General features: G+C 66.7%; 33 protein-coding genes and 1 tRNA gene. 18 read left to right on the top strand and 16 right to left on the bottom strand.

Annotation, left to right across the window (positions count from 1 at the left end; all coding sequences use genetic code 11):
• Positions 1-6: 6 nt before the first annotated feature.
• Together LXM64_RS06900 and LXM64_RS06895 are read right to left on the bottom strand one after the other, a co-directional pair.
• The gene (locus LXM64_RS06900) at positions 7-972 is read right to left on the bottom strand and encodes a hypothetical protein (protein WP_234075185.1); all 966 of its coding nucleotides are present in this window, start codon (positions 970-972) and stop codon (positions 7-9) included.
• Positions 969-1,316, bottom strand: coding sequence for a GntR family transcriptional regulator (locus LXM64_RS06895; RefSeq protein WP_234075184.1), 348 nt, complete (start codon positions 1,314-1,316; stop codon positions 969-971). The genes LXM64_RS06900 and LXM64_RS06895 overlap by 4 nt, the downstream gene beginning before the upstream one ends.
• Before the next feature lie 39 nt (positions 1,317-1,355).
• Here LXM64_RS06895 and LXM64_RS06890 point away from each other — a divergent pair, with 39 nt between their 5' ends.
• Positions 1,356-1,673 carry an SdpI family protein gene (locus tag LXM64_RS06890; protein ID WP_234075183.1) on the top strand — a complete coding sequence of 106 codons (318 nt, stop codon included), beginning with the start codon at positions 1,356-1,358 and terminating at the stop codon, positions 1,671-1,673.
• A gap of 79 nt (positions 1,674-1,752) precedes the next feature.
• On the opposite strand, the gene LXM64_RS06885 is transcribed toward LXM64_RS06890, so the two are convergent.
• On the bottom strand, positions 1,753-2,265 hold the full coding sequence (locus tag LXM64_RS06885; protein ID WP_234075182.1) for a DUF2690 domain-containing protein: 513 nt from the start codon (positions 2,263-2,265) through the stop codon (positions 1,753-1,755).
• A gap of 107 nt (positions 2,266-2,372) precedes the next feature.
• Here LXM64_RS06885 and LXM64_RS06880 point away from each other — a divergent pair, with 107 nt between their 5' ends.
• Both LXM64_RS06880 and LXM64_RS06875 read left to right on the top strand, forming a co-directional pair.
• On the top strand, positions 2,373-2,894 hold the full coding sequence (locus LXM64_RS06880; RefSeq protein WP_234075181.1) for a cupin domain-containing protein: 522 nt from the start codon (positions 2,373-2,375) through the stop codon (positions 2,892-2,894).
• A gap of 69 nt (positions 2,895-2,963) precedes the next feature.
• Positions 2,964-3,356: a hypothetical protein gene (locus tag LXM64_RS06875; RefSeq protein WP_234075180.1), complete on the top strand. Its 393-nt coding sequence runs from the start codon at positions 2,964-2,966 to the stop codon at positions 3,354-3,356.
• A 19-nt stretch (positions 3,357-3,375) separates the two neighbouring features.
• On the opposite strand, the gene LXM64_RS06870 is transcribed toward LXM64_RS06875, so the two are convergent.
• From LXM64_RS06870 to LXM64_RS06855, 4 genes are read right to left on the bottom strand one after another with little or no spacing between them, the layout of a single operon-like run.
• Complete coding sequence (locus LXM64_RS06870) at positions 3,376-3,789, bottom strand: pilus assembly protein TadG-related protein (protein ID WP_234075179.1); 414 nt, start codon at positions 3,787-3,789, stop codon at positions 3,376-3,378.
• Positions 3,786-4,232: a TadE family protein gene (locus LXM64_RS06865; RefSeq protein ID WP_326490545.1), complete on the bottom strand. Its 447-nt coding sequence runs from the start codon at positions 4,230-4,232 to the stop codon at positions 3,786-3,788. The genes LXM64_RS06870 and LXM64_RS06865 overlap by 4 nt, the downstream gene beginning before the upstream one ends.
• Positions 4,233-4,236: 4 nt before the next feature.
• Positions 4,237-4,632, bottom strand: a complete 396-nt coding sequence (locus LXM64_RS06860; protein ID WP_234075177.1) for a TadE family protein — start codon at positions 4,630-4,632, stop codon at positions 4,237-4,239.
• A gap of 3 nt (positions 4,633-4,635) precedes the next feature.
• Positions 4,636-4,830 carry a hypothetical protein gene (locus tag LXM64_RS06855; protein ID WP_137417346.1) on the bottom strand — a complete coding sequence of 65 codons (195 nt, stop codon included), beginning with the start codon at positions 4,828-4,830 and terminating at the stop codon, positions 4,636-4,638.
• A 150-nt stretch (positions 4,831-4,980) separates the two neighbouring features.
• Between LXM64_RS06855 and LXM64_RS06850 the strand changes: the two genes are divergently transcribed.
• From LXM64_RS06850 to LXM64_RS06815, 8 genes are all read left to right on the top strand, one after another.
• A complete protein-coding gene (locus LXM64_RS06850) occupies positions 4,981-6,378 on the top strand; it encodes a recombinase family protein (protein WP_234075176.1) in 1,398 nt (465 codons plus the stop codon).
• Between the two features lie 85 nt (positions 6,379-6,463).
• The gene (locus LXM64_RS06845; protein ID WP_234075175.1) at positions 6,464-6,799 is read left to right on the top strand and encodes a hypothetical protein; all 336 of its coding nucleotides are present in this window, start codon (positions 6,464-6,466) and stop codon (positions 6,797-6,799) included.
• A complete protein-coding gene (locus LXM64_RS06840; protein ID WP_234075174.1) occupies positions 6,799-7,131 on the top strand; it encodes a hypothetical protein in 333 nt (110 codons plus the stop codon). The genes LXM64_RS06845 and LXM64_RS06840 overlap by 1 nt, the downstream gene beginning before the upstream one ends.
• Positions 7,132-7,473 carry a hypothetical protein gene (locus LXM64_RS06835; RefSeq protein ID WP_234075173.1) on the top strand — a complete coding sequence of 114 codons (342 nt, stop codon included), beginning with the start codon at positions 7,132-7,134 and terminating at the stop codon, positions 7,471-7,473.
• Positions 7,473-7,973, top strand: a complete 501-nt coding sequence (locus tag LXM64_RS06830) for a hypothetical protein (RefSeq protein ID WP_234075172.1) — start codon at positions 7,473-7,475, stop codon at positions 7,971-7,973. The genes LXM64_RS06835 and LXM64_RS06830 overlap by 1 nt, the downstream gene beginning before the upstream one ends.
• A 70-nt stretch (positions 7,974-8,043) precedes the next feature.
• The gene (locus LXM64_RS06825) at positions 8,044-8,493 is read left to right on the top strand and encodes a hypothetical protein (RefSeq protein ID WP_234075171.1); all 450 of its coding nucleotides are present in this window, start codon (positions 8,044-8,046) and stop codon (positions 8,491-8,493) included.
• A gap of 456 nt (positions 8,494-8,949) precedes the next feature.
• Positions 8,950-9,798, top strand: coding sequence for a helix-turn-helix domain-containing protein (locus tag LXM64_RS06820; protein WP_234075170.1), 849 nt, complete (start codon positions 8,950-8,952; stop codon positions 9,796-9,798).
• The gene (locus tag LXM64_RS06815; RefSeq protein ID WP_234075169.1) at positions 9,798-9,992 is read left to right on the top strand and encodes a hypothetical protein; all 195 of its coding nucleotides are present in this window, start codon (positions 9,798-9,800) and stop codon (positions 9,990-9,992) included. Before LXM64_RS06820 ends, LXM64_RS06815 begins: the two co-directional genes overlap by 1 nt.
• A 92-nt stretch (positions 9,993-10,084) precedes the next feature.
• Here the strand turns inward: LXM64_RS06815 and LXM64_RS06810 are convergent, their stop codons facing one another.
• The gene (locus tag LXM64_RS06810) at positions 10,085-10,261 is read right to left on the bottom strand and encodes a hypothetical protein (protein ID WP_234075168.1); all 177 of its coding nucleotides are present in this window, start codon (positions 10,259-10,261) and stop codon (positions 10,085-10,087) included.
• Positions 10,262-10,413: 152 nt separating this feature from the next.
• Between LXM64_RS06810 and LXM64_RS06805 the strand changes: the two genes are divergently transcribed.
• The 3 genes from LXM64_RS06805 to LXM64_RS06795 all read left to right on the top strand — a co-directional run bounded on the left by LXM64_RS06805 (position 10,414) and on the right by LXM64_RS06795 (position 12,714).
• On the top strand, positions 10,414-11,253 hold the full coding sequence (locus tag LXM64_RS06805) for a hypothetical protein (protein ID WP_234075167.1): 840 nt from the start codon (positions 10,414-10,416) through the stop codon (positions 11,251-11,253).
• Between the two features lie 495 nt (positions 11,254-11,748).
• The gene (locus LXM64_RS06800; RefSeq protein ID WP_234075166.1) at positions 11,749-12,363 is read left to right on the top strand and encodes a hypothetical protein; all 615 of its coding nucleotides are present in this window, start codon (positions 11,749-11,751) and stop codon (positions 12,361-12,363) included.
• 24 nt (positions 12,364-12,387) lie between these two features.
• Positions 12,388-12,714 (top strand): hypothetical protein, encoded by a 327-nt coding sequence (locus LXM64_RS06795; protein WP_234075165.1) that lies wholly within the window; start codon positions 12,388-12,390, stop codon positions 12,712-12,714.
• 22 nt (positions 12,715-12,736) lie between these two features.
• On the opposite strand, the gene LXM64_RS06790 is transcribed toward LXM64_RS06795, so the two are convergent.
• Positions 12,737-13,492 (bottom strand): SHOCT domain-containing protein, encoded by a 756-nt coding sequence (locus LXM64_RS06790; RefSeq protein ID WP_234075164.1) that lies wholly within the window; start codon positions 13,490-13,492, stop codon positions 12,737-12,739.
• A gap of 94 nt (positions 13,493-13,586) precedes the next feature.
• Here LXM64_RS06790 and LXM64_RS06785 point away from each other — a divergent pair, with 94 nt between their 5' ends.
• Positions 13,587-13,796, top strand: a complete 210-nt coding sequence (locus LXM64_RS06785; RefSeq protein ID WP_234075163.1) for a hypothetical protein — start codon at positions 13,587-13,589, stop codon at positions 13,794-13,796.
• A 194-nt stretch (positions 13,797-13,990) separates the two neighbouring features.
• Here LXM64_RS06785 and LXM64_RS06780 read toward each other — a convergent pair whose 3' ends face one another.
• The 7 genes from LXM64_RS06780 to LXM64_RS06750 all read right to left on the bottom strand — a co-directional run bounded on the left by LXM64_RS06780 (position 13,991) and on the right by LXM64_RS06750 (position 23,534).
• Positions 13,991-14,320 (bottom strand): hypothetical protein, encoded by a 330-nt coding sequence (locus tag LXM64_RS06780; RefSeq protein WP_234075162.1) that lies wholly within the window; start codon positions 14,318-14,320, stop codon positions 13,991-13,993.
• A gap of 152 nt (positions 14,321-14,472) precedes the next feature.
• Entirely contained in the window at positions 14,473-15,057 is a 585-nt protein-coding gene (locus tag LXM64_RS06775; RefSeq protein ID WP_234075161.1) for an NYN domain-containing protein, read from the bottom strand.
• Between the two features lie 162 nt (positions 15,058-15,219).
• On the bottom strand, positions 15,220-16,092 hold the full coding sequence (locus tag LXM64_RS06770) for a hypothetical protein (RefSeq protein WP_234075160.1): 873 nt from the start codon (positions 16,090-16,092) through the stop codon (positions 15,220-15,222).
• A gap of 86 nt (positions 16,093-16,178) precedes the next feature.
• A complete protein-coding gene (locus tag LXM64_RS06765; RefSeq protein WP_234075159.1) occupies positions 16,179-17,027 on the bottom strand; it encodes a type II secretion system F family protein in 849 nt (282 codons plus the stop codon).
• Positions 17,024-17,884, bottom strand: coding sequence for a type II secretion system F family protein (locus LXM64_RS06760; RefSeq protein ID WP_234075158.1), 861 nt, complete (start codon positions 17,882-17,884; stop codon positions 17,024-17,026). The genes LXM64_RS06765 and LXM64_RS06760 overlap by 4 nt, the downstream gene beginning before the upstream one ends.
• Positions 17,881-19,044, bottom strand: coding sequence for a CpaF family protein (locus tag LXM64_RS06755; protein WP_234075157.1), 1,164 nt, complete (start codon positions 19,042-19,044; stop codon positions 17,881-17,883). Before LXM64_RS06755 ends, LXM64_RS06760 begins: the two co-directional genes overlap by 4 nt.
• A 149-nt stretch (positions 19,045-19,193) precedes the next feature.
• Entirely contained in the window at positions 19,194-23,534 is a 4,341-nt protein-coding gene (locus LXM64_RS06750) for a family 43 glycosylhydrolase (protein ID WP_234075156.1), read from the bottom strand.
• Between the two features lie 233 nt (positions 23,535-23,767).
• Between LXM64_RS06750 and LXM64_RS06745 the strand changes: the two genes are divergently transcribed.
• From LXM64_RS06745 to LXM64_RS06735, 3 genes are all read left to right on the top strand, one after another.
• Positions 23,768-24,490 carry an alpha/beta hydrolase gene (locus tag LXM64_RS06745; RefSeq protein ID WP_137417351.1) on the top strand — a complete coding sequence of 241 codons (723 nt, stop codon included), beginning with the start codon at positions 23,768-23,770 and terminating at the stop codon, positions 24,488-24,490.
• Positions 24,491-24,565: 75 nt separating this feature from the next.
• Positions 24,566-24,647 (top strand) — tRNA-Leu (locus tag LXM64_RS06740).
• A gap of 59 nt (positions 24,648-24,706) precedes the next feature.
• A complete protein-coding gene (locus LXM64_RS06735; protein WP_234075155.1) occupies positions 24,707-25,399 on the top strand; it encodes a DedA family protein in 693 nt (230 codons plus the stop codon).
• Positions 25,400-25,407: the final 8 nt, after the last annotated feature.

Genomic DNA, 25,407 nt, shown 5'->3' with positions numbered 1-25,407 from the left:
CCCGGATCACGCTGAGTCCGCGCCGACCTCCTGCCCGCGCAGCGTGTTGAGCAGACGGGCGGGGTCGTCGGCATCCGCGAGGCTGATCGCGAACTGCGTGCCGTCCACGCTCGTGATGACGAGCCCTGGACCGCTGCGCAGCACGAGCGCAGAGCGCCCCGGCATGATGCGGTAGCCCCATCCTCCCCACTCGCCGGGGTTCAGCTGTGCGGCTTCGGCGCGACGGATGCGGTCCAGCGGGACGCGCTTGAGCGGAATGCGCAGCAGAAGCGACACGACGCGCAGGCCGCGCCAGTCCGCGCTCACGCGGATGCGGATGAAGGAGGCGAGCACCACCGTGGCGACGAGCAGGATGACCGGTGCGAGCCAGGCCGAGGCGAGCGATCCCGAGATCGCGAGCGGGAGGATCACGACGACGGCGATCGCCGCGACGACGATCGTGGCGTAGACGAAGATGTTCGCCGTGAGGGTGCGGCTCCATGCGCCGACCTCGCTCGGCGCGAGAGGCATCGTCTGCGAGGCCGGCTCCTCGGTCGCTCCTGGCCGCGGCGCCAACGCGTAGGGAACGAACCCATACAGGATGCAGAGCAGCAGCGGGATGATCCAGACGCCGAGCACGGCGTCCTCGGCCGATCCCGCGCGCAGTGTCAGCCACGCGGGCACGAGCCAGCATGCCGCGGCGAGCGCGGCGGGCATCCCGAGCCAGAACATGCTCGCCTGCGTGGTGCGTGCGGTCAGCCGAGCAGCGGTGACGAGCACCGTTCCCGTGATCGCCGCCGCAGCCGCGACTCCGAGGACGATGACGAACACGACAATGGTCGGGGCGTCGCCGTCGGCCGCTCCAAAGTCGGACCAGTGCGTGGCGATGCGCTCGGGAAGCACCTCGCGCCACAGGAGTGCCGTGCCGGCGATCGCCAGCGCGGGCAGCGCCAGCGCAGTCAGTGCCAGCGCCCAGCGGCGCCGCGCCCTCACGATGACTCCACGAGCCGCAGGATCTCCTGCGGGCTCAGTCCGATCTTGCGCGCCTCGGCGGCCAGTTGCCCGGCGAGCTCGGTGATCCGCACGAGCGTCGGGTTGGCCTCCGGACGCACCCACGCCCCGCGGCCCTGACGCATCTCGATGATGCCTTCGTCGCGCAGCCGCGCGTAGGCACGGAGGACCGTGTGCATGTTCACGCGCAGCGCGGTCGCCAGGTCGCGCGCGGCCGGAAGGCGCTCCCCCTGCGCCAGCGCACCCGACACGATGCCTGCCCGCACCTGCAAGGCGATCTGGTCGGAGAGCGACAGCGAGGAGGCATGATCGACGCGGAACAACATGTTTGTAATGTTAGTAGAACAATTGGCTAGGCTGAGGGCATGACCGGCGTGATCGTGTTCCCCGCTCTGCTCCTCGTCTCGGCCGTGCTCACCCAGCTCGCCGCGAGTGGCGTGCTGGGCAAGAACAGACTCGCCGGCATCCGCACGCGGTCCACGCTGCGCTCGCCCGCCGCCTGGACCGCTGCGCACCGCGCGGCGGCGCGGTGGGCATGGGCAGGCTTCGCCGCGAGCGCCGCGGCGAGCGCCGGCGCGCTCCTGCTCAGCGGCGTGGCAGCCGTCGTGTTCGCCGTCATCGTGATCGTCGTGTTCATCGCGACCATCGTCGTGTCGCTGACGGCGGCGATCCGTGCCGCTTAGGCAGAGGACCCGACGACGGCGAGTTCCTGACGATGACGTGGTGAGGAATGGGTCGGCCTGGGACGGCCCGTTCCGACCGTCAACAGATGTAGTGCGTGCCCGATCCGGCGTAGCGTCCCACGTTGTCCGGCTGGGTCGAAAGAGTGGCCCACACGGTGATGCAGCCGGGTGCGTTCAGCTGCATTCCATAACTCCAGCCGGCTCCGTAATCGGAGGTGAAGTCCGCGTCTGACCAGTACGTCTGCGAGTCGCCATGACGGAAGAGGTATTTGTTTGACCAGGAGCTGGCATCCAGGCTGTTGACCTGCAACCAGTTCGTTCCGCACGTCGCCGAGTAGCGGACGTTCATGGTCCCGACCGTGGTGCCGTTGTCGTCGCGTTTGATCGGGTAAGACGCGATGGTTACCGCTCCCGTCGAACATCCGGTTGCCGCGGGGTCCGTTCCGTCGTAGGGCAGGCCCCCTATGGCGGCGCTTGCTCCTGCCGCACCCGCCAACGCGATTCCCCCTGCGAGCACCAAAACCGCAGCAGCCGTCATCGTCTTCTTCATCTCAATCTGCCCACAGATCAGGACGGCGCGGACGCGCCGCACGGCGTCAGTCAAGCAGGGGCCGGGCTCGATCCGCCACATGGAATGTCGAGACGTCGGGTCGCGCGCGTCCCGATTCGTGCTGCTCGGGCATCTGCCATCCTCGAGGGATGACGTCCGAGGCCTCCTCCCGCGCCGCGTACTGGCGCCGTGCGCTGCAGCTCGAGCCGCTCCCTGTGGAGTCCGGGTGGTGGGCGCCGCGATCCCGCTCCGAACTGCCGGTCACCGTGGGCGAGGACACGCTGGCCGCGCACAACTCGATCTACTACCTGCTCGACGCGGAGCGCCCCGTCAACTATTGGCACCGGCTCGCATCCGACGACATCCACGTGCTCATCGAGGGCGGACCGGTCGAGTACCTACTCGCCACGGACGCGGGAGTCATCGAGCGGCACGTGCTCGGCACGGATGTGGATGCAAGTGAGCAGCCGATGGTGGCGTGCCCCGCCGGCACGACGAAGGCGCTCCGGCTCATCGATCCGCAAGGCTATGCGCTGATCGGCAGCATCGTAACCCCGGGCTGGGCTCCGGATCGCGTCAGCTTTGTGGCGCCGTCGATCCCGGACGAGCACAGCCCGGCGTGGCTCGAGCCCGGCACGATCGCCGCGCTCACCTCGCCTGACGCGGTCTGAGATACCGGCGGTGTCCTCGCCGGAAGCAGAGTGCTTCGGGTGTCGGATCGGACAACTAGCATCGGCTCCATGGGGATCGTGATGGCATGGCTGTTCGCGTGCGTGCCGCTCATAACAGCGATCGCAAGCCTGAAGCCGAATCGGCGTCTCTCGCTGAAGTGGGGACACCTTCGGACTGTGACATTCCTGTCGTGGTCAGCCGTCGCGCTCGGGACGGTCTCTCTTCTCATCGCCGTCATTCGTCTGCTCCTCGGCCCCGAGTCGGCGGACTATTGGTTCTGGGGCGCCGTGTCAGTGACAGCGATCGCGGTGTTTCGACTCGCAGTCGATGTGTCGATCGCCGCACTCATGGTCAAGCCCATGCCGCGAGGTCCGGAATCACGTTCGCTGACACTCAAGACCATCGGCAAGGAAGTCGCGACGGCTTTCGGAGCCTCCATCGGTCTCGCACCTTGGCTGTAGCGGCGCCAGCTCGGAGCATTCACCGCAGCGCCGTCCTGCTGGTCGCGGTCGCCTCAAGTGCGACGCCCTCGGGGACGAACATCGACACGAGGGGCGGGTGCCACACTCCCGCCACCGTTACCTGCGCCGAGACGCCGTCGGGCGTCGTCGCCGACACCAGCATCGCGTCACCGGAGAACGCCACCAGGGCCTCCGCCTGCTCTCGCACGCCGTCCGCACTCAGCTCGGCACGCGGAGCACCGTCGACCACCGACAGGGTGAAGCCGTCCGCTCCGGCGAGGGCCGCTGCATCCGCGACGCCGTCCAGGCGCTTCTGCGCGAGGTACAGGCTCGTCGCCGACACGCAGACGAAGATCGCGGCGAGCGCGAGCACGGCGTAGCCGATCACGAGCGGCAGGATGCTGCCCTCGTCGTCGTGCATGGCGCGCTTCATGGCGTCGTCCCCCAGAGGCGCGAAACCTTCTGTACGGCGCTCGCCTCTACCGGAACGGATACGAGCTGGTCGAGGCCGAGCACCGGCGGCACCAGAGGAAGGGGCACGTCCGTGCTGACGTTCAGAAGCAGCGTCGCGCCCGCGGAAGGGCACTCGACGCCGCCGGGCGCGCACTCCCAGCGCAACACGACCGCATCCGGATCGATGCCGTACTCCTCCGCGACAGTCGCCAGAACCAGCTCGGCGCGGGCGGCCGCATCCTCCGCGTTCGCCGCGGTCGAGACAGCGCGGGCGACATGACGAGCCGCCGCCTCCACACCGAGCGCCTGCGACTGGATCGCTCCGAGCGCGACGATCAGGTAGACGAGCGGTGCGAGGAGGATGAGGCCCGCCACGATGAACTCGAGCGACGCGTTGCCCTCGTCGTCGGCGACCACCGGCACAGGCTCAGTCGAAGCTCTCGTTCGGCGCATGAGCGGTCACCTCCAACGCCTCCGGCACGCCCCACAAGCCCGCCACCGGTAACGTGGCCCGCACCGTGATCTCCGTCGCGGGATAGCCGAAACGCTCGGTTTCCGCCACCTGCACGTCAACGGGATACGCATCCCCCACAACCCGGGCGACGACGTCCTCGGTGCGCGCGACGCCATTCACGAGGCTCGTATCGGCGAGTGCGGCGTGATAGGCCCCCTCGACCGCGGCATCGTGCACGACGTTGCGGATGTAGACGGCGAAGCCCAACTGCAGCACGGCGAGCGTCAGGAAGGTCAGGACGGCACCGACCAGCACGAACTCGACGGGGGCTGCCCCTTCGTCGTCGAGCAGCGAATGCCGGTCGGCCATCGTTCAGAACCCGCTGACGCGGTCGATCGCCTGAGTGAACAGATCCGCGAGCGCGGGGCCCGCGAGCGCCCAGATCACGACCACGAGGCCCGCGGTCATCAAGGTGATCAGGACCCAGCCGGGGACATCGCCACGTTCGTCGGCGAGAAGGTTCCCCCACGCGGTCCTCAGGCGACGTATGGGTGATCGGTCGAACATGGTGCCCTCCTTCATGAGCACGAGGGGCCGGACAGGGGTCATGACAACCCCAGCCGCAGCAGGACGATGCCGGGGAACACAGCGATGAGCACGCTGAGCGGCAGGATGAGGAAGACGAGCGGTGTCAGAGGTTGGTTATAACCTCGCCACATGCACGCAGGAATCTACGTCCGGATCTCGAAGGACACAGAGGGCACCGAGCTCGGCGTGACCCGCCAACGAGAGGACTGCGAACGCGTCGCCGCAAGCCGCGGGTGGGAGGTCGTGCACGTCTATTCCGACAATGACGTCAGCGCGACCAGGTCGAAGTCCCGGCCCGCTTATGAGCGCATGGTCCGCGACATCCGCTCCGGCCACCTGCAGGCAGTGGTCGTGTGGGCGGTCGATCGACTCACCCGCACTCCGCGTGAACTCGAGGACATCATCGACCTCGCCGATCGCCACGGCCTGACACTCGCCAACGTCAGCGGCACCATTGACCTCGAAACACCCGAGGGGCGAGCTATGGCTCGCCAGATGGGTGTGTTCGCCCGCCTCGAGGTCGAGAACACGTCGCGCCGACTCAAGCGGAAGTTCCAGGAGAAGGCGGAGAAGGGCGAGCCTCACGGTTACCCGCCGTACGGCTATGTGCGCGTCGACGGCCGCGACGTGCCCAACGACTTCCAGGCGAACATCGTTCGTGAGTGTGCCCGCCGCGTCTTGGCGCGAGAGGCGTTGCGCTCCGTTGTGACGGATCTGAACAAGCGGGGGGAGCCCGGCCCGAAGTCGGCTCAGTGGAACACGACGATCCTTCGCCAGATCCTCATGCGCCCCTCTAACGCCGGCCTGCGTGTTCATCGCGGAAAGGTCATCGGGAAAGCGACCACTGAACCCATCATCGACGAGGACACCTACGCACAGCTTGTAGCGCTTCTCACCGACCCCTCGCGTCGCGACAACCACGACGGCCCCACGCCCAAGTACCTGCTCTCAGGACTCGCCGTCTGCGGGCGCTGCGGAGGCAAGATGCGGCGCACGGTGGGCCGCTACGTGGAGAACCCCACGACGGGTGCCACGAAGCGACAGCCGGCTGCCTACCAGTGCTCCAGCTGCTTCCGCGTTCGTAGACAGCAAGAACTCGTCGACCAGGTCGTCGAGGGCGTCATCGTCGCCCGATTGGGCAGCCCCGATGCTGCCGAGCTATTCAGCGCTGGCGATTCGAAGGTGGCGGACGCGTGCCGGCAGGAAATCGCTGGCATCGATGCCAAGCTCGACGTCGTCGCAGATCAGTTCGCCGCGGATGAGATCGACGCGAATCAGCTGAAGCGCATCACCGCCCGCCTGCGCGACCAACGCCGCGACGCTGAGGGGCGGCTTGAAGCATCAAAGCCTCGAACCGTGCTGACCGAGCTTGCTGGCCCACAGGCAGCGGAACGTTGGAAGCAGATCCCTCTCGGAGCGAAGCGGGAAGCGGTGGAGCTGCTGATGACCGTCACCATCCTCCCGAGCGGCCCCGGTAAGAGATTCGACCCTGACCAGATCGTCATCGACTGGAAAACGGGCACATAGAGCTTGGCGGCAACCGCCGTCATGAAGATGCCCCCGCTCGAGTTGCAGCTCGAACGAGGGCGAGGTCAAGAACTGAGGAGTCCTGATGACCTTGAACAACGATATCCAAGTCGTCGGTGCCGACATCTGCCCGGAGATCCCCATGCCGGCCTGGGCTGAGGCACGCTACGTCGGAGACGAGGGCCGTCAAATCGTCGACGAGCGCGACTTCGAAGTGGACGGAGTCAGCGGCACGATCGACGTTATCCACAACCTCATGGACGGGACGACGAGCGACGCCAGCGCGCTTATCCAATGGACAGCATCGTGGACGGGTGGCCCTGACGAAGACACGCGATTCGAGATGCGAGTTGACGATGTTGACCGTGTCGTTGCGGCTCTTCGAGAGATGCAACGAGTCGTGAACGGTGAGGTGGCCTGATGGTCAGCATCAAGCCCGCGAAACAGCGCAACGGCACCAAGTGGGTGGTCGTACACACCGAACCTCGCTTCAAGGCTCTGGGCTATCTCTCCACGATCACATTCGGCGACGAGGAGACAGCTCGCCGCTACGTCGCGTCACTCCCCAAGCCGAAGCGCCGCAAGCCGTCGTCGAACGTCATTGAAGAGCTCGAGTTCATGCTCGACATGGGCCAGCGGATCACTGACACTGCGGCAGCGCTCAAGCTCAAGCCGACCTCCGTGGAGAGAGCCTGCTACCGAGCCGGCCGCGTCGACCTCATCGCCCGCGACCGCAACATGGGCCGGGGGTGAATGATGCCGCACATCAACTGCCCCGTCTATGACTGGTGCGACGCCGACCACGAGGACGAGCTCATGCCCGCCGAGTTGCACGAGCAGCACATAACGATCCGCGTGGACGATGCGGAGCAGGAGTTCACTCTCACCCTCGAGGATGGCCGCCCGGGTATCCATACAACCACGGGCATCGACGAAGTCTGGATCGAACCCGGGGAAACGACAAACACGTTCCAGAGCATCGCGAAGGTCTGGCTCCTCGCCAGCGAACGCTACGACAAGTTCGTACGCGATCACACCCCCGCGCTCCGTCGGCACCACTCAGTCACCGAGCAACTCGCGGAGGTGGAGGGCTGATGTACACACAGATAACGCGCGTCACCGACTTGCTCGAGCGGCCCCCGGAGCGCATCGACCCTGATGACGCGAACATCGAACGCTACGACTTCTCGAACCGATGGGTGCGCGCCACGGTCGACCGGCCAGTCGGCGATCGTGTCTGGCAGCTCAACATCGAGACAGAGTGGGTCGACCGGCCCGCGCACGTGCAGGAGCAGATCGCCAAGGCCGTGCAGGAGGCGGCGGCAGCGGTTCGGATCTTGAACAAGCCAGCCCGCTCCCGCCGAAGCGATGACGCCCTCGCGCTCGAGGTACGCACGCTCATCACCGACCGTGGTTGGACGTTCAAGGAGGCCGCGGCCGAGTTCGGTTTGGAGGTCTCGCGAGTCAACAACCTGCTATGCGGTCAAACCCGCTGGGCGGTCGGTGATCTCATCGCCGTCGCGCGGTCAATCGGACAGGACGAACTTGAGGAAGTGGACCGTCTGCTCAGCATCGCTCGAGCAGCGGAGGGATGACTACGTCGGGGGTATGCACGTTCTGCATACCCCCGACTGCCCCGTACGATCAGATCAATCTGGGAGCCTGATGAACGAGCATCTGCGCCGAATAGCCGAGAGGCTGGCGGAAGGTCAGCAATGGATCGCGATCTACTGCGACCTGGAACCCCTGCATCCCAAGAGGCACCCGCAACGCTTGGTGCAGCTGTTCCACTGGGAGGGGCGGCGCTGGCAGTGGGGCGTCATCAGCAGCGAAGTAAGCCACGACGCACCTCACGGAGGACACGCGCGGATCGGTGATCTCGAGATTCTCTACGTCGAAGGTGATGTCCCAACATGGAAAAGGGAGGGGCCGCTTCCCCGGAACTTGGGACAGGAGAAAGTCCGCGCCAAATGGTCTCTGGCGTGCCCGGATTGTGGGCGCTTCCCCGTCGAGGTCCGGCAAGAGACGCTCCACGCCGTTCTCGACAAGATTCGCGACGCGGGCCACGACACCATCACGCTTAGACAGCTTGCTGCTATCCTTAGTAGCGGATAAGCCCCCGGGGGCAAGTCCTAGACTTGAGCAGAAAGATGCTCCCAGAGCGGAAACTCGGTGATGTTCCGCAGACAGAAGGCCTCACCGGGCTGACATTAAGTGTCATGCCCTGTGGAGGCCTTTCGTGTCTGTCTTTGGTGAGCGCGCCATAGTTGCCGCTCTGACTCGATCTCGCGACGCCGATGATCCCGACCTTGTCGATGCACGTCGCAACTTGGCCGCGGCGAAACTGGCGCAGTTCATCGAACGAACCGTAGCCGCGGCGCCACCCCTCACGAGCGAACAGCGCGCCCGCCTCGCTTCTCTTCTCGGCGAAAGCGGACGCCCCGCGCGCCCCGAAGGACGGTGGTGAACTGCCGTGCGCGCAACAGAAAACCGCCCACGTGGGGCGGCTTCCGTGAACTTCGCTGGGGGGCGGGTTCCTTCCCCAATTCTACCGCGGCAAGCGGACGGGAGGTGAGCGGTTTGGGCTTCAACGACGCGAACTGGGCGTACGCGCTCACAGGCCTTCAGCAGATGCAGAAGGTCGTACTCGTGGCGGTGTGTCATCGCACTGATGACAAGACACATGAGACCTTCGTCGGCCAGCAGACGATCGCGACGATGATCGGCGCCTCCGTCTCAACTGTCATGCGAGCGCTGAACGTGCTCGAGCAAGCCGGCGTCATCGAGCGCCGCCGCCGTAACGGCGCAGGCGGATATCGCACGTCAGATCTGATCATCGTGAATCGTGCCTACACGCCGGAGAGCCCAGAAGGCGCTGCGCCTACTAGGCAGAACTCCTACCAGGACGACAGCACGAACCTAACCGTCACAGCGCCGCGACCTACCCGTCACAGTGACGGTGCAGAAGAGATCAATCAGAGGGATCAATCAAAAGATCAATCAGTCTCTTGTGCGGATGCATTTGATCGGGCGTGGAAGCAATGGCCGAAGAAGGTGAACCGGAAGGCCGCGTTCGTCGCGTTCACCAGGGCAGCAAGGAGCCGGTCTGTCAGCGAGCTCGAGGCTGACGTGACGCGCTTCGGAACCGCCTACGCGCGAACAGCGACGGATGCCCAGTACGTGCCCCACCTGAGCTCATGGTTGGACGGCGAGCGGTGGACTGACGATATCCCTGCGTCCCGTCTGACGCGCAGGCTGGACGTCATCGCGACCCTGGCGAACATGGACGCGCGAGATGCCGCCGGCAAGACGATCGGCAGCTGTGAGGCCGGCATGCATCGTCTGCTGGACGACGGCACCTGCACACGATGCGAGTACCGCTCCCCCGTCGAGGTCTTCGAGGACGGGAGGCCGTTCTGATGGACAAGCACCCCGCCCCGAAGCCCTCGAACTTCGCCGACATGGTCGATGCCTGGGACGATCCCCACCGCTTCGCTGAGCTGTGCCGCGACTACTACGACTCACTCCGCACCGAGCAGCCGATCGATTTCACGATCCCGCGACGCACGCCCGGACATTCGGAACGAACTGACGCCGAGGAGGCCACGCTGTGACGTATCGAACACCTGAGCAGAGGCTTGCGGACGAGGCTGGCCGACGCCGGAAGCAGCTCCAGGAAGAGCGCGCGAGCCATGAGCTCACCCGGTCAGTTCTTCGGGATGTTCAGCGGCAGGCGGTGCGGCTGGCCCTGCGGCACGTGCTGAAGGATCCGCGCGACTTTGACGTGTACATCGGGGTCGCGCAGGTCGTAGACGATGTGGGGCGCATTGAGTGGGCGCGGGTCGCGTCGCTCGTCGATGGGCTCCTCAGCGATCGCCCCCATCTCGGGGCTCCGAATGCTCGCACGCTGGCACTGTCCGCGGTAAACTATGTCTCGACGGGAATGGCGGATGCCGCTGTTTCGGATCACGGGGCCCTGTGGGCGACTCGCGGCGGGCCTGGGGCCGGCGAGGAACACTTCGCCAAGGAGACCCCATGAGCAACGCTCGAGACCTCATCCCCACCTCGCTGCCGCTTCCGCCGCAGGATATTCATCCTGACGAGCTCGCGGTGATCCTCGCGGAAGCCGCTGAGCGGCACGAGGAAGCCACAGCAGCCCTCGCGGCCGCGCAAGATCACTTCGATGCCGCCGAACGGCAACGCGAGTACGCGCTGACCGAGGAGCAGAAGCGTGTCGCCCGCGAGGCGCACTTCCGCATCGACCGCATGCGTGGCCTGGTCGCGCAGCTCGAGGACGACGCGGAGAGATTCGCCCGCAAGTTCCGGGAGGCGTGCGCAGCCGAAGCACCGGACAGCAACCAGATCATGGAGTTGTTCATGGTCTGGTCGCGCTACCGGACAGCTGCACACACGTGGCGCGAGATCGTCGTCCGCTACGACACACAGCAGTCGCGTGACGACTACATCGCGTGGGAGCGACGAATCGCCGGATGGGCCGAACTCATCCGTTCTGTGACGAGCATCTGGAACGGCGGCGTGCTGAGTGGTCAGCAGGACGACGTCGACGGGCTCGCGGCGGTGAACCTCCGCATCGCGGAGGAGTCGAAGCTCGCACCGCGACCGGTCGTTCGTGAAGCCACCGACACCAGTGTTCCGTTCGTCGAGGATCTCGGGATCCGCGATCCTGCGAGAGCCGGCATGTACATCGCTCCGCTGCAGGCGCTCGAGTTCAACCTCGAGTTCAGCAAGGCCGTCCACGACGCCTCCATCGCCTGGGTCCGCGAGTCGGTCGACGCGGTCACTGAACGTGCACGCGAGGAGTTCAAGGCTTCGACCACAGAGCCGACGGATACCGGGAAGCGGGCACGGAAGTGAGCACCGTCGATGACAGCTACCCGGCGTATTGGATCCCACGGACTGCGGACGAGCGACCGGACAGGCCTTCGCTCTCCGATCAGCCTGCTGCGGACACCGAAGACGCCTACCCCGCGCACTGGGCGCGCTGACACATGAACCCGTCGCCGGCCGCAGATGAGCATCTCCGCTCGGTTGGGGCGGCTGGCGACGTCGTGGTGAGCATCGGACGCACCCACCAGGGTGAAGCTCGCCATTACAGGTGGGGGTGCGGCACGTGTCGCACCCCCACCTGCACCCAAGAATCCCAGCGACCGGCAGCGCTGCCCACCTCCCGCGCGTGCCTGGCGCGTCTCTCTCCACGCGATTCCGGCCAGTTGGGTCGATTCAGTGGAGATGAAGGATGTCCGATTTCCCGCCGACAGGGAGCGAATCAATTCGACCCAACCACCTGCGCGACGGGTGGAGAACGAAAGGAAGACCGTATGACCAGAACGAGCGCCATGGAGGTGCAGAGTGCTGCGTGATCTGAACGACGCGTGGGGCTGGATCACGAAGCTGATGTCGAAGGTGGACCGTCTCGCATCCGGTGCGATTCTGGAGAACTCTTCCATCACGAACGGGCGGATGCGGTTCATCGGCGGTCTTCTGCTCATCGACTCGGGCGGGACTCTGCAGGTAGTCGGACACATGAACGGCGAGGGCGACTTCGAGTGGACCGGGTCGTGGGCGTTCACGGGCAACGGTGACCTGACCGGAGACGTGGACCTCACGGGGCTGCTCGAGGTTCTCGGCAGCGGACGCATCAAGATCGGGAACGTGATCCTCGAGGACGGGAAGATCACCGCGGGGAACATCACGATCGACCCGAACACTGAGGGTGGCGTCGTGGACTTCGGTGGCGGGCGCCGCGTTCACGCGGGCTCCGGCTACCTCGGCGTCTACGACGGTGACCGATTCGTCGTCTTCAACTCGGGCGGCGTGACCATGTACGCCAACGGCCGTTCCATCAGCGTCGGTGTAGGAGGCGTCCGATTCAGTGGACTCCCCACGAAGTCCGCGAGCTCCACCGGCAAGACCCCCAACGACGCGGTCTTCGACGAATCCGGATTTCTCTACCGAATCGTCTGAACGCACCAAAAGGAGACACTCACCATGAACATCACCGATCTGGAGAGACTGCTCGGTCGATCGGTCGTCGCGGCACGACTAGCGACACCCGCCGATCCGACCTCGGAGATCCTCGCACTCGGCAACGACTACTACTATCTGTGGCTCGACGAAGACGGCACCATACGAACTACGACCGAAGCATCACCCATCACGCCCACGCGCATTGTGATCGACGCAGACAGCTTCCTTGCAGGCGCAGTGGAGCGCGAGTACCCGCCGCAAGCAGACTCTCCTGAGACGCGCTCGGGCTGGATCATCGGGATCACCACCGACGGACGACCGATCCAGGTCCCTACGTTGGCTTCGTGAGGCGCTGGTCAGCACGCTGCTGTCAGAGTCGAGAGAGCAACTCTGTCTTCTTTGCCTTGAACTCATCCTCGGTAAGGATGCCAGCATCGCGGAGGCTCGCGAGCTGGGTGAGTTGCGCGGCGATGTCCGGAGAAGACGAGACCGATGCTGCGGCGAAGCTCGGAACCGCGGCCTCACTCAGCTGCGGCTGCGACGGGTGTGACCCGGAGATCAGCTGCATCAGTACGGTCCGCACTTGCTCAGCTTCCTTGTGGGCGATGCGCATATCGATTGTGTTGCCCGACGTTATGACCTGCAGCTTGGTCTGGAAACCCATCCCGCGCTTGGTCGTCACGGACATGATCGACTTCACGGGGATTACTTCGGTCGACTGCTTCCGTGTGAAGCCGGTCGCGAAGTACGAGAGCCCAACCGTCGCGACGGCCATGCCAGTCTTCGCGCCGGTCGACAGGAAACCCTTGCGATCCCACTCGACCCGATCGGGCCAGACATAGACGCGCGCGTTCTTGCCCTCGATGTGTGAGACGAACGCTAGCAGCGGCTCCGTTTTGCCGTCACCCGCCTGCAGGTCGGCCTCGGCGGGTGTCTCCTCGGCGGTGGCGGAGTCTGCAACGGGTTGCGGAACCGTCGTTGCTCGCGGCCGATGCTGGTCTGTCCAACTCGACCCGTCCCAGTAGGTCTCCCAGTGTTCCCCGTTCGCGTACCAACCTGCCGGCGTCCCCATGATCAACTTCCCTGCCCCATGCTCAGAAAGGCGGTCGTACCCCGCCGCGCTCATGCTGGCAGAGCAGAGCTCGTGTGGCAACGGCAGCCAGTAGCATCGATGCCAGGGCGGGCACTGCAGCCCGCCTCTTGCGAGCGAGGGGGCCGATATGGCGTCTGTGCAGATACCGATCGATGACGACAAGATCCTCGACTACATCCGTGAGAACTACGGCCTGGTCGAGGGAAAGAGCCGCGTACTGGCAGTCGAAGTTGAAGCGCAACCTAGGGCCGCGAACAGCTCGATCTCACACGTGGTCACGGTATCTATCCGGTACGGCCTCGAGCTCGGCGAGATCGAGAAGCTCGCCGGGCTCTAGCCCAGCGCACATCGCACGTGACTGCCGCAGCGTCTCAAAATCTGGCGATGCTGGACCGCTGCCCACCTCCCGCGCGTGCCTGGCAGCTCTCTCCGCGGGTGAATTGGAAGTTGTGGGGGAATTGCGGACTCACATCGCTCGATGACGAGAAGGGTCTAGGGGTTGTTGAAACCCCTGGCGGACAAGTCGTCGAATCAGCGATCGTTGGCATGCGGCTGCGGCGCTTCGCTCACCGCCGATGCCCACACCCACGTGCGCATCTGCTTACCCGCGACCTCGAACGAGATCCCACACGCTCGAGGCGTCCAACGATGCACGAGTGCGTCTACGAGCACCGGCGTGGCGCCGAACCGCACCCACGCCTTCGCGGGCTTCGGATGAGGATCGATTGTGAGCGGCTGCCGATCCAGCTCGAGCTCCGCGTCGGTGAGCCGCTGCAGCGGACCATCGGCGGCGGAGCGCTCGAGGATGCGCTCGCCCACGCGTCGATCGACGGCATCCGCGTAGCGCCTGTTCGTACCCACCGCCAGGTATCCCCTTCCCCGGCCGGAGTCCCGAGGGTACGTCACACCCACGACAAAGAACCGTGATGGCTCACGGGAACCACTGCACGCCCCTCGGCCCCGACCAGTAACTGAGGTCAACTCGCTCCGAGCGCGTCCGCCATCGCAAAGGCCTAGTAGGTGTTGGGGTCCTCTGACTTAGCGAAAGAACCTGCGTCGAGAAGGACTGTCGGGGTCACGTTAGTGGGCTTAAGGGCTCCGGTTGCGTCCCACGAGACCAATCCGAGAGCTCCGGGATGCTCAACTTCTGCCATATCGATCGCAGGAAGAATGTCAGTGTCGCGTGTCGAGACGAGCACACGATCGCATGACCGTGCTAGCGCGCAACGGACAACCGCGAGTGCGAGCATCACGTCGACGCCCTTCTCCTGCGCCTTAGACGTTGGCCAGTCGCGAGGATAGCGCAGCGCCCGGGTGTGCACGGATGTGCGCGGATCGAGTTGCCACATCCTGTGCTGACGCTGGGCAGCCGAGTTCAACGTGCTCTGCTTGCGAGGATCCGCTAATCCTCGGAACACGTGGATCTGGGCGATCGTGATGTCCTCGCCAACTTGCGCGAGCCATTGCGCCTCGATCTCCGTAGCGAAGCGGCCGGGGTGCACGAGGTGTTCATGGGGCTTCGTGTTCCATGGGGCATAGTTCTCCCACCCCGTGATGTGGGTGTTCTGGTAATCAATGAACAGATGCGCCGATGCCACTGCGTCCCCCGGAAAGAAAAGCCCCGCCAGTCCAGCTTTGAAGCCGGAGGGCGGGGAGCAACGTGAAGAACATACCACCCGATGCCACTCAGTTGTCAAATCTTCCAGTCTAGGTGCGCCTTCCGACATGTCCCGGGTAGTGGGCTCTGTCGCGTAGCGCGGTCAGCGAGGCGTGGGAATCGGAGTGAAGCCAGATTGCGGCGAGCCAATCTGCAGCTTGACGAGCGTCTCGTTCGCGCGGAAGGCGTTCCAGGTGCGGAACAGGTAGAACAGCGCCTGGCCAGGCAGGATGCGCCGCGACGCGCCCGCCTGCAAATCGCTCGACACGCGGCGCGAGAGGGTCAGGAACGGGTCGCCAGGGCCGCTCTGCACGCCGTCTCGGATCCTGTTGAAGAACTCCGCGGTGTCGTCGACGTCGATCTCTGAGAACTCGAGGAACGCGACACCGATGGCGCTCACCGGCAGTCGCAAGTAGCGGTACATGGCCCGCGCGTGACGGGCCGCGAAGTCGATGTTCTGAACCGACATGACCGCCTCCGCCATCTCGGTCTTCGTCATCGTCGCGCTGCCACCAATGTGGGAAGCTGCGTGCTTCACGTCGCCGGCCTTCCACGCCACGTACAGACGCGCGATCGCGCCGACATCCTTCGCGTCAGCCTTCTCCGCGAGGCCCGTGATGATGAGCATGTCCCCCGTGTTCCGAGCCGAACCCGAGTCGAGCACCACGAGCGCACTCTCGCTGATCCCCCGCACCACCAGCACCCACGCACCTTGGCGGGCGGTGACGATCGCGTGACAACGGTTCTGCCCGTCGATCAACTGCCCGTGGACATCGAACTTGATCGCCTCCCCCGTGATCACCCAGTTGTCGTTCTGAATGTCACGGACGTACCCGTTGATGCGGCTCTTCTTCACGTTGCGGTTGCGGTCGATGTTCTTCGCCAACCACGACACCGCCATCTCCGGCGTCACGAAGACGTACTCCGCCGTCTCGCCATTCGGACCGGTCGCGATCGACTCAGCCAGCGCGTTCATGTGCGATTCCTTCTCCTGAGGGATGATGAAGAAGGTCTATCGCGTGCTTCGCTGAGAAATCGAGCGAGCGAGAAAGCTCGATACTCCTAGTTGACAGGCAGCAGCATGTAGATCTCTTTGCGGCCGGCCTTCTCGATGAGCACGCGCTTGGCGTCCTCGCGCGCGTCGGCCGCCTGAGCCTGGAGAACCTGCGCGAGCGGTGCCCCGCGGTCGATGGCCGCGACGATCTGGTCGATGCTGCGGGAGACGGCGGGAGTGTCGATCGCCCGCCCGACGGAGGCGAGCGCGTCACTCAACGACGACCCCGTTCCGACATCCAGCACCGCGCGGCGCAACTCTGTCACGATCTCGCCGGAGCCGACGGCCGAGACGCGTCGGATCGCGTCGAACGCGCTCTCTCCGGCGGCGAGGCACAGCGCGAGGAACTCCAGGATGGTGGGCAGCTCCTCCGCCGCCCGCGCCGCGCGCGCCCGGACGGCCGCACCGAGACGCAGGTCGTAGCCGATCGCCCCCGCCGCGGCTCCGAGCAGAGGAAGGACGCCGACCGCGGGGGCGAAGGAGCCGGCGACGACAAGCGCCACAACCAGGACCGCCCCGGTGACGAGTCCGACGACGGCGCAGCTCAGCTGGCGCGCGCGGAAGGCCGCCGCATCCATCGCCCATCCGGCACGTCGGAGCCGCACCTCGAGATCGGCCGCACCGCCCACGCGAGCACCCAGTCGGCGCACCAGCTCCTCCCCCGCGTCGCGCACGGGTGCGTGCAGCGGCGTCAGTCCGCGCGGGTCGGCGACGTCGCGCAGGTACGGTGCGATGCGGCGCCCGAGCGACACCGCACGCCATCGCGGCGTCGCCCAGAGGATCAGTGAGATCCCCGCACCCAGCGCCCCGCCGAGGAGCACCGCGAGGGCGACCTGGGTGACGCCGGCAGGGGTCATCCGAACCACCTCCGCGGCTCGGGGAGTCGGCCGACCGCGAGCATCATGCGGAATGCGAGGGCCGAGACGAGTGCGCCGACGACGATCAGCACGACTCCTTCCGGGCTCGAGTACGCGGCGGAGCCTTCCGGTCGGAGCGCGAGCAGCACGAGGATCACCCACGGTGCGACGAGCCCCAGTACCGCAGCGCCTCGCACCCACGACTGGCGCGCGTCCACTTCGGCGCGCACCGCCGCATCCGCTCGTACCGCGCTCGACAACGACCGCAGGACGGGCACCAACTCGGTTCCGCCCACCTGGCGCGCCATCCGCAGGGTCTCCAGGATGCGGTCGGCCACCGGGTCGGACAACGCGACCTTCACGCGATCGAGACTGGTCTCGAAGTGACCGGATGCGGCGAGGTCCCTTGCGAAACCCGCGAAGGCCGGCCGCAAGGGCGCGGGTGCGGATGTCTGCAGCGAGGCGAGCGCGTCCGGCAGCGCAAAGCCGGCCCGCACGGATGCGATGAGCAGGTCGCAGATGTCCGGCCAGAGTCCCCGCCGGATCTTGAGGAGCCGGCGGGCTCGGCCGCGGAGCCACAGCACGGGTGCCGCCGCGCCCGCGAGCGCGGCGAGCAGGGCGAACGCTGGCACCTGTGTCAGCAGCCACGCGATCGCGGCGGCAAGGACTGCTGCGGCGGCACACGCGAGGATCAGCGCACTGACGGACAGATACGCGAAGCCCGCTTCTGCCAGGACGACCGCGCCCCGAGATCGCCGCGGTACGGGGCGATCGGCCGCGGCGCGCGCGGGCCACAATCGCGGTGCAAGCATGAGCAGGATTCCGGCGCCGAGAAGCGCCCCGAGCAGAACCGTCATCGGGCCACCTCGTAGACGGGGACGACCTCGATCACACCATCGATGACCTCGCCGGTCGTCTGCAGCACCTCCACGACGTGCCGCGCACCCCGGACATCCTGGGCGCAGTGCACGACGAGGTCGATGCTGGACGCGATGGCGGGCACGACGAAGTCACGGTCGATGTTGCGTCCCGCCAGCAGCGGCAAGGATGAGAGCTTGACCAGCGCGTCGCGCGCCGAGTTCGCGTGGATAGTGGCTGCGCCGGGTACACCGGTGTTGAGCGCAAGGAGCAGATCGAGCGCCTCCGCGTCGCGCACCTCCCCGATGATGAGGCGATCGGGCCGCATCCGGAGCGCCTCCTTCACGAGCCGTCGCAGCGTCACCTCGCCGGTCCCCTCGAGACTCGGCTGCCGTCCTTGGAGGGCCACGATGTCGTGCGCGTCGACGGCGAGCTCGAACGTCTCCTCCACCGTGATGATCCGCTGGTGCGGTGCGCATTCGGCGATCAGGGCCGCGAGCATCGTCGTCTTGCCGGCATGCGTCGCACCCGACACCAGGATGCTGTCGCCGTGGCGCATCGCCCGACTCAGTCGTTCGGCCACGTGCGGCGGCAGCGTGCCCGTGGCGACGAGCTGCGCCAGCCGACGGTAGCGCGGCAGGAACTTGCGGATGTTGACGGCCCAGTGCTTACGGGTGATCCCGCCGATCACGACGTGCAACCGGCTCCCGTCGGGAAGCGACGCATCGACGAACGGCTGACTCAGATCGACGCGTCGCCCGGTCGCGTGCAGCATGCGCTCGACGAGCTCGCGCACCTGCGCCTCGGTGAGCACCACACCGGTCCGCTCGGAGCGGCCCTCGCGCGCGACGAACACCCGATCGGGTGCGTTGATCCAGACCTCCTCGATCTCAGGATCGTCGAGCAGCGGCTGGAGAGGCCCGTAACCGGCGACAGTCGCGAGCACACCACGAACCGATGCGTCCTCGTCGTCGAGCGTCGCGGCGCCGCGGGCGAGCGCCGCATCGTTGTGGCGGCGCACCTCCGCGCGGGCCAACCGCTCCCCCGCTTCGGGGTCACGCGTCGGGTCGATGCCGTCCGCACGCAGCCGCGCGCGCACCCGCTCGGCGAGCGTTGCCTCGACGGGCATCGCTTCGCGAAGAGCGGATGACGGTGACATGCGCAGCATCCTGAAGGCGATCCACGCCCGCGCGCTGGAGTTATCCACAGCCGCCGCACAGGAATGCCCGGTAGCCGAGAGGAAACACGAGGGCCGGCACGATATGCCCCGAGAGGCATACCGTGCCGGCCCGATTGTTCAGCGGGTGATCAGACCGTCCGACGGCGCGGACGGCGCAGGAACCACGCCATGCCGCCTGCCACGATCAGCAGCGATCCCAGGAGCGCAACTCCCAAGGGCCCCTGCGCACCTGTGGCCGCGAGCTGCCCCGCCGGAACGACGGTGATCAGCTGGCGGGCGATCTCCGATCCGTCGGCACCGAAGACCACGATCGTGTGGATGCCGGCGGGCAGATCCGCGGGGATCTGCACGTCGAACACCACCGTGCCGGTCGAATCGGCCGCGGGGATGCCCGCGATCCGGATGGGATCGCTGCGCAGCTCCGCCGTGACCTGCTCACCCGGAGCCAGCCCCGTCACGGTGACCTTCACAATCCCGCCGCGCTCGACGGTCGACGTCGAGACCGACACGCGAGGAGCAGTCGGCTCCTGAGTGGGCTGCGGCGAAGCAGAACCGCTCGGGTTCGGCGAGGGCGAGGCCGAGCCGCTCGGCTCCGGCGACGGAGACTCACTGGGCTCCGGCGACGGCGACTCGCTCGGCTCCGGGTCGGGGCCGGTGCCGGGCACCGTGCGCGGCTCCACGCCGGTGAGGGTCGGAACGACCGGCTGGAACAGACCGTCGGAACCGATCTGGATGCGGTCGATCGTCGTCTCGCGGTGCGTGCCGTCACCGCCCGGGATGGCGAACCGGTGGTATGCGATGTACCAGTCGTCCGTGCCCGGAACGTTGATGATCGAGCTGTGCGCCGGCCCGAGGATCCCCTGCGTGGTGTCCTTCTGCAGCAGGATGCCGCGGTACGTCCACGGTCCATCGATGCTCGTCGACGTGGCGTAGCCCACGCGATAGTTCGGTGAACCCGTGTCATCGATCGAGTACGTCAGGTGGTACAGCCCGTCGCGGTAGTTCATGAACAGGCCCTCGCGGAAGTCGGTCAGACCCGAGATCCGCTTGATCGTGCCGGGCACGATGCTGGTCATGTCGTCCGACAGTTCGCCGTAGAGCGGGCTGCCGTTGCCCCAGAACAGGTAGTACTTGCCCGAGACCGGGTCGTGGAACGCGGCCGGGTCGATGGCCTGCCCGCTCGTGACGCTCTCGTCGTTGCGGATCATCGGCAGGTCCTGGGCCGTGAACGGGCCCTCGGGGCTGTCGGCGACCGCGACGCCGATCATCTTGCGGTTGGCGTTCGGCTCGTGACCGCTGAAGTAGAAGTAGTACTTGCCGCCCTTCTCGATGATCGTCGGCGCCCATGCGTTGCCCGTCGCCCACGGCACGTTCCCGTTCGCGCCGTCGAGCGTCAGGAAGGGCTCGGCCGCGCGCGTCCAGTCCACGAGGTTGGTGGACTTCCAGACGTAGAACGTGTTGCCGCCCCATCCGGGAACGCCGTCGCTCGTCGCGTAGATGTAGTACGTGTCGCCGAACACCGCGATGTTCGGATCGGCGTACAGGCCGGGCAGCACGGGGGTCTTCACCTCGACCGCCTTGAGCGTCCACACGACGTTCTCCGCACCCTGCCGCGACAGCGTCACGGTCACCGGAGCGGTGAGGTTGCGCACCGAGCCGGATGCGGGCGAGGCGGTCACACCCTCCGCCGTCGCGTAGACGGGACGGAGCTTCGTGAGGTCCGTGCCGCGGTTGACCGGGAAGGTCACCGTGCGGTTCGCCACATCCACGATCGGCGCCATCTTCAGCGCCGACGGGTCGGCGAGGCTCACGCCGCCGAGCACCTCGGCGTTGCCCGAGCGCTCGACGACCTCGCCGGCCGAGAGCGCCCGGTTGTAGAGCACGAAGTCGCTCACCTGACCGCGGAACAGGTTGTCCTCGTTGTACACCGACTTGCCGATGTAGTTGGCGAGCGTGCGGCCTCCCCCGATGTCGCCGGGGTCCACGGACACGTCGTCGTTCTGGGCGACCTGCACACCGTCGAGGTAGAGCCGCGCAGTGTTCCCGCTCAATGTGTACACGAGGTGCGCCCACTCCCCGCGCGGAAGAGCGGATGCGGATGTGGCGTTGCGCTCACCCGTCCAGTTACCCGTGGTGATGGCCCCGCGGTAGGTGTCGTTGCCGGTGGAGAACAGGTAGCCGTTGCCCTTGCCGTCGCCGCCGGTGTTGCCGAAGGAGTACAGGAAGTAGGGATTGCGCTGAGCCGCGTCGATCTTCACGCGGGTCTCGACCGTCACATCCGTCATCCCCGCCAGCAGGTTGTCGGGCAGATCGACGTAGTCGTTCGAGCCGTCGAAGGTCAGTGCACCGTTCGAGAACGTGGCACCGCCCTGGATGGTGGCGTCGCGCCCGGCGCCCGAGCGGTCGTGCAGCGTGGTGCCCGAGCCGTCGGTGAAGTCGTACCGCACGACCTCGCCGTCCTCGTTCGCCGAGATCGGCTGCGGCAGGTTGGCGCGCAGGGCGGTGAGCTCCGCAGCCGTCACCGGCACCACCGTGCCGTGGCGGGGGCTGGCGGGCAGACGGTAGTTCGCCGGCACCTGCCAGTCCGGGTCGGCGATGTCGTCGGTGGCGAGCGGGATGTACCCGCGGCCGCCGTACTCGTCGACGAAGAGGTAGTACTTCTCGCCGTTCACGTCGCCCGGGTTCGCCTTGAACACCGACGGCCCTTCGACCGCACCGGTTCCGGCGTCGCGGCCGATGCACGAGTCCTCCATCGTCCAGCCCGAGAGCGGCGCACGCAGGTCGGTCGAACGCTCCTGGATGATGTCGCTGCAGCCCGTGCCGCCGGCGCCCTCATCCTTCGTGAAGCGGTGGTAGACACCGTCCGCCTTGATGACCGTCGAGTCGATGCGCGACAGGCCGTCGTCCTGCCAGATCTTGGTGTCGCTGAAGGTGACGAAGTCGCGCGTGGTGGCGTACAGCATCCGGTTGTAGGTGTTGCCGGTGTGGTTGACGTCGTCTTCGGCATAGAGCTTGGAGGCCCAGAAGACGACGTACTCGCCGATCGACTCGTCGTAGTACGCCTCGGGGGCCCACGTGTTACCGGCGGTGTCGGGCGAGACCTTCACGTGGCGCTGCTCGCTCCAGGTGATGAGGTCGTGCGACTCCCACACCTCGATGTACTTCGAGCCGGTGCGCTGCGAGCGGTCCCAGTTGCCGTCGCGGCCGATCGAGAGGTCGGTCGCGATCAGGTAGAACGTGTCGCCCTCGGGAGAGCGGATGAGGAACGGGTCGCGCAGACCCTTCTCACCGTAGTTCGAGGTGAGGGTGTAGTTGCCGTTGTTGAGCTCGGTCCACGACAGCGCGTTGTTGCCGTTGCTGGCCGCGAAGTAGATGTTCTCTCCCTGCACCGAGTTGCCGGTGAAGTAGGCGAACGTGTATCCCTCGAACGGCGCCAGCTCGACCGCGGCGCGCACCGTCAGCGCGATGTCGCGCGTGCGGGTGGTGTTGCCCTTGGTGACGCTGGCGGTGACGGTCACCGCCTGATCGCTCGAGCCGCGGGTGACGACGCCGTCCGTCCCGACGACGCCCGGGTTCGATGATGACCACGAGACGTCGAGGCCCTTCGACGAGCCAGGGAGCGTGATGTTGCCGCGGACGTCGTCGGCGTTCGGCACCGACAGGGCGGCGAGCGCCGCATCCACGGCCTCCGACTCTCCCGGCACGGGCGGGACGTAGACCAGGTCGCCCACCTCGTTCGCGCTCAGTGCGCGGTCGTACAGCCGGAAGTCACGGACACTGCCCGCGAGCAGGCGGTCGGCGTTGTACGCGGAGCGGCCGATGTAGTTGGCCGTCGTCGTTCCCTGACCGATGTCACCCGGCTTCGTCGTCGTCTGCGTGTTGACGGCAACCTGCACGCCGTCGAGGTAGATGCGCGACGTGTCGGTCGCATCGTCCAGCGTGTACGTGAGGGTCTTCCAGACGTCACGGGGCACATTGCTCCCGCTGTTGGGCCCCTGCTCCGTGCTCCAGTTGCCGATGCCGACGGCGGCACGGTACGGCGTCGAGGTGGCGAACAGGTAGCCGTCGCCGATGCCGTTCGTCGTGTTGCCGAAGTTCCAGAGGAAGTGGTTGCCCGTCTGCTCCGCGCGCACCAGCACCTGGGCACTGACCGTCACCGAGGACAGCCCTCGCAGCAGGTCATTGGGCAGCTTCACGTAGTCATCGGAGCCGTCGAGGCGCACACCATCCGCGCCGGTCAGCGTCGGTGAGCCCACATAGGCCGCGTTGCGCGCATTGCCCGACGAGTCGACCGCAACCGTGCCGCTCGTCTCATCGAGCGCGTAGTGGGCGACGAGGCCGGTCGGGGTGTCGGCGTGGGCGATCAACGGACTGACGAGTGGCGCGGCGACCAGTGCCGCGAGGACGGGGACGGCGAGCGTCCGGGATGTTCGGCGGCGCAAGGGGGCCGCCCGGTGCAACGTGGGCACGGGCTACGGTCCTTTCGGGGGCATCTTCGCTGTGACCGACGACGACGTCGGCTCTCCGAATGTTAGCGCTCACTCCGTGCGCCTGTCAGCTTCGATTTCCGGGAGCGCTCCCGCCGCGCGGCCGCCGCGTGCCGAGTTTGTCGAACGCCATTGCTCGCGGGCGAGCAAGACGGCGCGGGAGTGGCGCCGTAGCGTCGGCCGCACCATCCACCCCAGAAGCAAGGAGTTGTCCCGTGGCCACACCCACCATCGTCCTGGTGCACGGCGCGTTCGCCGACGCCGCCAGCTGGGCGCCCGTCACCCGTGAGCTGCTCGACCGCGGCTACGACGTGCGCGTTCCCCCCGTCTACAACCGCAGCCTCGGCGAGGATGCCGCATCCATCAAGGCGTTCGTCGAGACCATCGACGGCGACGTCGTGCTGGCGGGTCACTCCTACGGCGGAGCGGTCATCACCGTCGCCGGCGAGGCCGCGAACGTCGTCGCGCTCGTCTACGTCTCGGGCTACGTGCTCGAGGTCGGCGAGAGTCTCGGCCAGCTGCAAGGCGGTTTCCCCGACTCCGAGCTCGCCGCCAACCTGGTCTACACGCCCTACCCGGTGCCGGGCAGCGACGAGCCCGGCACCGACGTGTCGGTCGCGATCGCCGCGTTCCCCGAAGTCTTCGCCGCCGGCGTGGACCTCGCGCGCACCCAGGTACTCGCCGTCTCGCAGCGACCGCTGTCGGCGGCCGCGTTCTCCGAGCCCGCGACCTTCGCCGCATGGAAGACCAAGCCGGCGTGGGGCATCGTCTCCAGCGAGGACCACACGATCAATCCCGAGGTCGAGCGCTTCGGCTACACGCGTGCCGGCCTTCGCGGCATCGTGGAACTTCCCGCCCCCCACCTCGCGATGCAGAGCCACCCGACCGAGGTGGCGGATCTCATCGAGACCGCGGTCAGCGAGGTCACCGCGTCCTGACGCGACCTGTGCGTCGCCGCCGTGCGCGGCGACGCACAGGTGATCCGAAGCGCGCTGGATAGACTGTCCCCACCCGCGGGAGTGGTGAAATTGGCAGACACGCAGGATTTAGGTTCCTGTGCTTTCGAGCGTGTGGGTTCAAGTCCCACCTTCCGCACGGGGACGGGGGCGTGCCACCCGCGCCCCGCATCCTGACATCCGATCGACGGGACGCCCGTGCACTCCATCGCCCTCATCCCCTGGCTCTCCCCCGAGACGATCATCGCGGCGGCCGGCCCCTGGGCTCTCGCCGTGGTCTGCTTCATCGTGTTCGCGGAGACAGGACTGCTCATCGGCTTCCTGCTGCCCGGCGACACACTGCTCATCATCTCCGGACTGCTCTCGCACTCCTCGGATGTGGCACCCAACGGTGTCTTCGGCGTGAACGTCTGGGTCGTGGCCCTGCTGATCGGTCTCGCCGCCTTCGTCGGTGGCGAGGTCGGCTACCTCATCGGCCACAAGGGCGGCCCCGCGATCTTCGAGCGCAAAGAGTCGGGGCTGTTCAGCAAGAAGAACGTCGAGCGCACGAATGCGTTCTTCGAGCGCTTCGGCGGGCTGACCGTCATCTTCGCCCGGTTCGTCCCGATCGTGCGCACCTTCGCACCCGTCGCCGCCGGTGTCGGCCACATGCCGTGGCGCAAGTACAGCCTGTACAACCTCATCGGCGCCATCCTCTGGGGCTTCGGACTCACGATGATCGGGTTCCTGGTCGGCTACATCCCCTGGGTCGCGCAGATCGTCACCGACTACATCGACGTGATCCTCATCGGCGTCGTGGCGATCACCGCAGCCGTCACGCTCTGGCACTACTTCCGCGAGCGCGCGAAGGTCAAGAAGGAGCAGCGCGACGAGGCGGCATCCGGCGAGTAAGCCCGCCG

The sequence above is a fragment of the Microbacterium binotii genome (assembly GCF_021398715.1).
Taxonomy (GTDB): Bacteria; Actinomycetota; Actinomycetes; order Actinomycetales; family Microbacteriaceae; genus Microbacterium; species Microbacterium binotii_A.
This window is presented reverse-complemented; position numbering and strand designations above follow the sequence as displayed.

What these genes read in the sequence shown, in the direction of transcription:
- LXM64_RS06895 (WP_234075184.1), bottom strand. Translation starts at nt 1,316, where the DNA reads ATGTTGTTCCGCGTCGATCATGCCTCCTCGCTGTCGCTCTCCGACCAG.
- LXM64_RS06890 (WP_234075183.1), top strand. Translation starts at nt 1,356, where the DNA reads ATGACCGGCGTGATCGTGTTCCCCGCTCTGCTCCTCGTCTCGGCCGTG.
- LXM64_RS06880 (WP_234075181.1), top strand. Translation starts at nt 2,373, where the DNA reads ATGACGTCCGAGGCCTCCTCCCGCGCCGCGTACTGGCGCCGTGCGCTG.
- LXM64_RS06875 (WP_234075180.1), top strand. Translation starts at nt 2,964, where the DNA reads ATGGGGATCGTGATGGCATGGCTGTTCGCGTGCGTGCCGCTCATAACA.
- LXM64_RS06870 (WP_234075179.1), bottom strand. Translation starts at nt 3,789, where the DNA reads ATGAAGCGCGCCATGCACGACGACGAGGGCAGCATCCTGCCGCTCGTG.
- LXM64_RS06860 (WP_234075177.1), bottom strand. Translation starts at nt 4,632, where the DNA reads ATGGCCGACCGGCATTCGCTGCTCGACGACGAAGGGGCAGCCCCCGTC.
- LXM64_RS06855 (WP_137417346.1), bottom strand. Translation starts at nt 4,830, where the DNA reads ATGTTCGACCGATCACCCATACGTCGCCTGAGGACCGCGTGGGGGAAC.
- LXM64_RS06850 (WP_234075176.1), top strand. Translation starts at nt 4,981, where the DNA reads ATGCACGCAGGAATCTACGTCCGGATCTCGAAGGACACAGAGGGCACC.
- LXM64_RS06845 (WP_234075175.1), top strand. Translation starts at nt 6,464, where the DNA reads ATGACCTTGAACAACGATATCCAAGTCGTCGGTGCCGACATCTGCCCG.
- LXM64_RS06840 (WP_234075174.1), top strand. Translation starts at nt 6,799, where the DNA reads ATGGTCAGCATCAAGCCCGCGAAACAGCGCAACGGCACCAAGTGGGTG.
- LXM64_RS06835 (WP_234075173.1), top strand. Translation starts at nt 7,132, where the DNA reads ATGATGCCGCACATCAACTGCCCCGTCTATGACTGGTGCGACGCCGAC.
- LXM64_RS06830 (WP_234075172.1), top strand. Translation starts at nt 7,473, where the DNA reads ATGTACACACAGATAACGCGCGTCACCGACTTGCTCGAGCGGCCCCCG.
- LXM64_RS06825 (WP_234075171.1), top strand. Translation starts at nt 8,044, where the DNA reads ATGAACGAGCATCTGCGCCGAATAGCCGAGAGGCTGGCGGAAGGTCAG.
- LXM64_RS06815 (WP_234075169.1), top strand. Translation starts at nt 9,798, where the DNA reads ATGGACAAGCACCCCGCCCCGAAGCCCTCGAACTTCGCCGACATGGTC.
- LXM64_RS06810 (WP_234075168.1), bottom strand. Translation starts at nt 10,261, where the DNA reads ATGGGGGCGATCGCTGAGGAGCCCATCGACGAGCGACGCGACCCGCGC.
- LXM64_RS06805 (WP_234075167.1), top strand. Translation starts at nt 10,414, where the DNA reads ATGAGCAACGCTCGAGACCTCATCCCCACCTCGCTGCCGCTTCCGCCG.
- LXM64_RS06795 (WP_234075165.1), top strand. Translation starts at nt 12,388, where the DNA reads ATGAACATCACCGATCTGGAGAGACTGCTCGGTCGATCGGTCGTCGCG.
- LXM64_RS06790 (WP_234075164.1), bottom strand. Translation starts at nt 13,492, where the DNA reads ATGAGCGCGGCGGGGTACGACCGCCTTTCTGAGCATGGGGCAGGGAAG.
- LXM64_RS06785 (WP_234075163.1), top strand. Translation starts at nt 13,587, where the DNA reads ATGGCGTCTGTGCAGATACCGATCGATGACGACAAGATCCTCGACTAC.
- LXM64_RS06770 (WP_234075160.1), bottom strand. Translation starts at nt 16,092, where the DNA reads ATGAACGCGCTGGCTGAGTCGATCGCGACCGGTCCGAATGGCGAGACG.
- LXM64_RS06765 (WP_234075159.1), bottom strand. Translation starts at nt 17,027, where the DNA reads ATGACCCCTGCCGGCGTCACCCAGGTCGCCCTCGCGGTGCTCCTCGGC.
- LXM64_RS06760 (WP_234075158.1), bottom strand. Translation starts at nt 17,884, where the DNA reads ATGACGGTTCTGCTCGGGGCGCTTCTCGGCGCCGGAATCCTGCTCATG.
- LXM64_RS06755 (WP_234075157.1), bottom strand. Translation starts at nt 19,044, where the DNA reads ATGTCACCGTCATCCGCTCTTCGCGAAGCGATGCCCGTCGAGGCAACG.